At 71.0% G+C, this 4,194-nt stretch carries 6 protein-coding genes; 3 read left to right on the top strand and 3 right to left on the bottom strand.

The window, feature by feature from the left end:
- A partial coding sequence (locus tag AC3XYG_RS22315) for an SDR family NAD(P)-dependent oxidoreductase (protein ID WP_489142063.1) occupies positions 1 to 418 on the top strand: 418 nt, incomplete at its 5' end.
- A 48-nt stretch (positions 419 to 466) separates the two neighbouring features.
- Here the strand turns inward: AC3XYG_RS22315 and AC3XYG_RS22310 are convergent.
- On the bottom strand, positions 467 to 895 hold the full coding sequence (locus tag AC3XYG_RS22310) for a DoxX family protein (protein WP_489142062.1): 429 nt from the start codon (positions 893 to 895) through the stop codon (positions 467 to 469).
- 97 nt (positions 896 to 992) lie between these two features.
- Here AC3XYG_RS22310 and AC3XYG_RS22305 point away from each other — a divergent pair, with 97 nt between their 5' ends.
- Positions 993 to 1,910, top strand: a complete 918-nt coding sequence (locus AC3XYG_RS22305) for a LysR family transcriptional regulator (RefSeq protein ID WP_489142061.1) — start codon at positions 993 to 995, stop codon at positions 1,908 to 1,910.
- A gap of 12 nt (positions 1,911 to 1,922) precedes the next feature.
- On the opposite strand, the gene AC3XYG_RS22300 is transcribed toward AC3XYG_RS22305, so the two are convergent.
- Positions 1,923 to 3,089, bottom strand: a complete 1,167-nt coding sequence (locus AC3XYG_RS22300) for an MFS transporter (RefSeq protein ID WP_489142060.1) — start codon at positions 3,087 to 3,089, stop codon at positions 1,923 to 1,925.
- Positions 3,090 to 3,100: 11 nt separating this feature from the next.
- Positions 3,101 to 3,868 (bottom strand): DeoR/GlpR family DNA-binding transcription regulator, encoded by a 768-nt coding sequence (locus tag AC3XYG_RS22295; protein ID WP_489142059.1) that lies wholly within the window; start codon positions 3,866 to 3,868, stop codon positions 3,101 to 3,103.
- 176 nt (positions 3,869 to 4,044) lie between these two features.
- Here AC3XYG_RS22295 and AC3XYG_RS22290 point away from each other — a divergent pair.
- Positions 4,045 to 4,194, top strand: a 150-nt coding sequence (locus AC3XYG_RS22290; RefSeq protein WP_489142064.1) for a TerC family protein, incomplete at its 3' end; no start/stop codon positions are given.

The raw sequence follows: 4,194 nt of genomic DNA, 5'->3' as shown, positions 1-4,194 counted from the left end.
CGGCGGCGGCACGATCATCAACATCTCGTCGATCGTCGCGGTCGCGCCGGAGATTCTCAACGGCGTCTATGCCGGCAGCAAGGCCTTCGTTCTGGCCTTCAGCCAGTCGCTGAAGCATGAGCTGGCCGACAAGGGCGTGCGGGTCCAGACGGTGCTGCCCGGCGCCACGGCGACCGAGTTCTGGGGCATCGCCGGCACCCCGGTCGAACACCTGCCGACGCAGATCGTGATGACGGCCGAGGACATGGTCGACGCGGCGCTGGCCGGGCTGGACCAGGGTGAGCTGGTCACCATCCCGTCCCTGCCCGATGCCGCCGATTGGCAGGCCGCCGACGACGCACGCCGTGCCCTGGGGCCCAACCTGTCGCGCACCGCACCGGCCGAGCGCTATTGCGTCGGCCGGAAGACGGCAGCCTGAAACAGAAACAGCATCCGGCCTTCGGGCCGGATGCTGTGTTGTTTGGGGTCAGCGGGCGGCGGCGGTGGCCGGCACCGACAGCGGCGTGGTGCGCAGGGCGTAGGCCCCGTCGCCGAGCAGCGCCTGCACCAGCAGGGCGATGATCCAGAAGGCCGGGAATTCCCAGCCGCCATTCGGGTTGTTGAAGAAGAACCCGGCGGCGCCATGCACGGTGACGATGGCACCGAGCAGGCCCGGAATGCCGGCCAGGGCGGCGAGCCGCGTCCAGATGCCGAGGATCAGGGCCACGCCGACCACGACCTCGATCAGCATGACCAGATAGGCGAGCGACGGCGGCAGGCCGAGGCTGCCGAAGAACTGGGCGGTGCCGGCCGGCGTGAACACGAAGATCTTCAGCCCGGCATGGACCAGGAACCAGACACCCAGCGAGACCCGGAGCAGCAGGGCGGCGAAAGGGGCAGTGCGCGTATCGATCATGGTGACCTCCAAAGGTGGCTGGCAGAATGATCTGTTCCGGCTCACATGATAATCTGGCAGTTTGGGAAGATACCTCACACCGTCAGAGTGAAATCACATGCTGGACCGTGTCACGGGCATGCAGGTCTTCGTCCGGGTCGCCACGCTGGGCGGCCTGTCGGCCGCCGCCCGGGCGCTGCACATCTCGCCCTCGCTGGTGACCAAGCATGTCGCCGCGCTGGAGGACCGGCTGGGCGTCAAGCTGTTCTACCGCACCACGCGCAAGGTCACCCTGACCGAGGCCGGCAAGCGCTACCTGGAAGGCGCCGAACGGGTGCTGGCCGAACTGGACGAGGTCGAGGCTACGGCGACGGCCGACCATGCCGATGTCCGCGGCATCCTGCGCGTCAACCTGCCGGTGTCGCTCGGCATGCGCCAGATCGCCCCGCTGATGCCGGCCTTCGCCCGCCTCCACCCGCTGCTGACGGTCGAGCTCGGCCTCAACGACCGCGTGGTCGACCTGGTGGAAGAGGGCTGGGACGTCGCGGTCCGCATCGGTACGCTGCAGAGTTCGACCCTGGTCGCCCGCAAGCTGGGCCCCTGCCGCATGGTGGTCTGCGCGGCGCCGGCCTATCTGGCTAGGCACGGCACGCCCCGCACGGTCGCCGACCTCTCGCACCACGCCTGCGTCGGCTACACCCTGTCCCGGGCCATGGGGTTCGAATCCTGGGCCTTCGGCCGGGCCGGCGAGGTGGTGGTGCCGGTCTCCTGCATCCTGCGCGCCAACAATGGCGATGCGCTGGTGGCCGCCGCCGTCGCCGGCCATGGCCTCACCTACCAGCCGACCTTCCTGGCGGTCGACGCCCTGCGCTCCGGCCAGCTGGTGCCGCTGACGCTGGACCAGCCGGGCTTGGCCACGCACGACATCTACCTGGTGCATCCGGCGAACCGGCGGCCCCCGGCCAAGGTGCGGGCCTTCATGGACTTCCTGATCGAGCAGTTCGGGCCGGAACTGCCCTGGGACGACATCGCCTGATCTGCAGGCGTCTTACTCCCGCACCGCCCGCGCCGCGAGCGAGGTCGCGACGAGCAGGGCCGCGACGACGCCGAGCGCCAGCGGCAGGCCGACATGGTGGGCGATGAAGCCGATCGCCGCCGGGCCCGCCAGGATGCCGCAATAGCCCATCGTGGCGATGGTGGAGATCGCCAGCCCCGGATCCATGCCGGGGACTCGGCCGGCGGCGCTGAACAGCACCGGCACGACATTGGCGGCGCCGATCCCGACCAGGGCGAAGCCGACCAGCCCGACCAGCGGCCACGGCACCAGGATGGCCAGCAGGAAGCCGGCCGCCGCCAGGGCGGAGCCGAGCCGGACCACGGTCACGCCGCCGAAGCGGCTGGTGATGCCGTCGCCGGCCAGCCGCATCACCGCCATCGCCACGGCGAACACGGCGTAGCCGAGCCCGGCCACCGCCGGGTCCTGGCCGCGGCTGTCGTGCAGGAACACCGCGCTCCAGTCCAGCACCGCGCCTTCGGCCTGGAACAGCACGAAGGTCAGCAAGGCGAGCACCAGCACGGTGCCTCGCGGCAGGACGAAGTGCATCCCGCCCTTGGCCACGCCGCGGTCCGGCGGCAGCATCGACCCGGCCTGGGCCAGCAGCAGCGCCAGCATCAGGCCGCTGACGATCAGGGCCGCCATCAGTGGCGTGACGCCGAAAGCGAGCAGCAGGCTGCTGCCGCCGGCCCCGACCAGGCCGCCGACGCTGAACATGCCGTGGAAGGAGGACATCACCGGCCGGCCGCCGCGTGCCTCCACCGCCGTGGCCTGGACGTTCATCGCCACATCCATCGACCCGATGGCGGCGCCGAACAGGAACAGGGCGAGGCCGAGCAGCGGCGCGTCCGGCGCCAGGATGACCAGCGGCAGCGCCAGGCAGACCACCAGCCCGCCCAGGGCGGTGATGGCGCGGCTGCTGAAGCGGGCGGCCAGAAGGCCGGCCAGCGGCATCGCCACCATCGCCCCGGCACCGAGGCCGAGCAGGGTGAGGCCGAGCACGCCGTCATCCAGCCCGAGCCGGGCCTTGGCCAGCGGCACCTGCGGCGCCCAGCTGGCGGTGACGGTACCGCAGACCAGGAACATGGCGCGGGTGGCGAGGCGGGCGGCACGCGGATCGGCGTGCCCGGATTTTCCGTCCGCCTGGGTAAGGGTGGTCATGACGGCTCCGGTCAGGCGAGAAACAGGGTGAGACCAGCCTTGCGATAGGCGGCCAGGAGGGCGGCATCGGCCGCCCGTTCGGTGATCAGTGCGTCCAGCCGGTCGACGGGCAGGATCGGGAACGGGGCGGCGGTGCCCAGCTTGTCGGCGGTGACGACGGCGGCGACCCGGCCGGCGCAGGCGGCCATGCGGCGCTTCACCAGCGCCTCCTCATGGTCCATGCCGCCGAGCCCGGCGTCGAGATCCAGGCTGCACACGCCGAGCAGGCAGAGATCGGCGCGCAGCCCGTCGAGCGCCGCCAGCACCGAGGTGCCGACCGTCGCCTGGTCGCCCTTGTCGACCCGGCCGCCGAGCAGCACGACCTCCACCGTGGGATGCCGGGTCAGGGCCAGTGCCGCCGGCAGGTTCGGCGTGACGATGGTGGCGCGCAAATCGGGCGGTAGCGCCTCCGCCACCGCCAGCATGGTGGTGCCGCTGTCCAGCAGCACGACCTCGCCGGGGCGGATCAGCCCGGCCGCCACCCGGCCCAGCGCCGCCTTGGCCTCCGGCCGCGCCTCGGCCCGCATGGCGAAGGTGCCGGCGGCGGGGGTCAGTGGCAGCGCCCCGCCATGGACGCGGCGCACCGCCCCGGTGCGGGCGAGATCGTTGAGGTCCCGCCGGATCGTGTCTTCCGACACGCCGAGCACGGCGCTGGCCGCGGTGGCCAGGATCTTGCCGTCGAGGGCGAGGAGGTCGAGCAGCCGCTTGCGCCGCTGCTCCGGCAACAGGATGTCCGACATGGCGTCCGCCTGAATTTTCCCGATCATGCACAATCACGCATGAACATGCAACCTCACGCAGGCCACTGACGCCGCAACGCAAGGAATAGCCGGCCTGCGGCAACATGAACTTCTGGTAATCTGCGCGAACCGCCCCACATCCGGGCGGCTTTCAGCCAAACGGAGACCGACGGGCCGTGCTCGACTTCCTCGCCGATCCCCAGATCTGGGCCAGTTTCCTGACTCTGGCGGTGCTCGAGATCATTCTCGGCATCGACAACATCATCTTCATCGCCATCGCCACCGAGAAGCTGCCGGAGGCGCAGCGCGCCAAGGCCCGGCGGACC

Source organism: Inquilinus sp., from assembly GCF_057815775.1.
The sequence above is the reverse complement of the archived record's forward strand: the minus strand, read 5'-3'. Positions and strand labels throughout refer to the sequence as shown.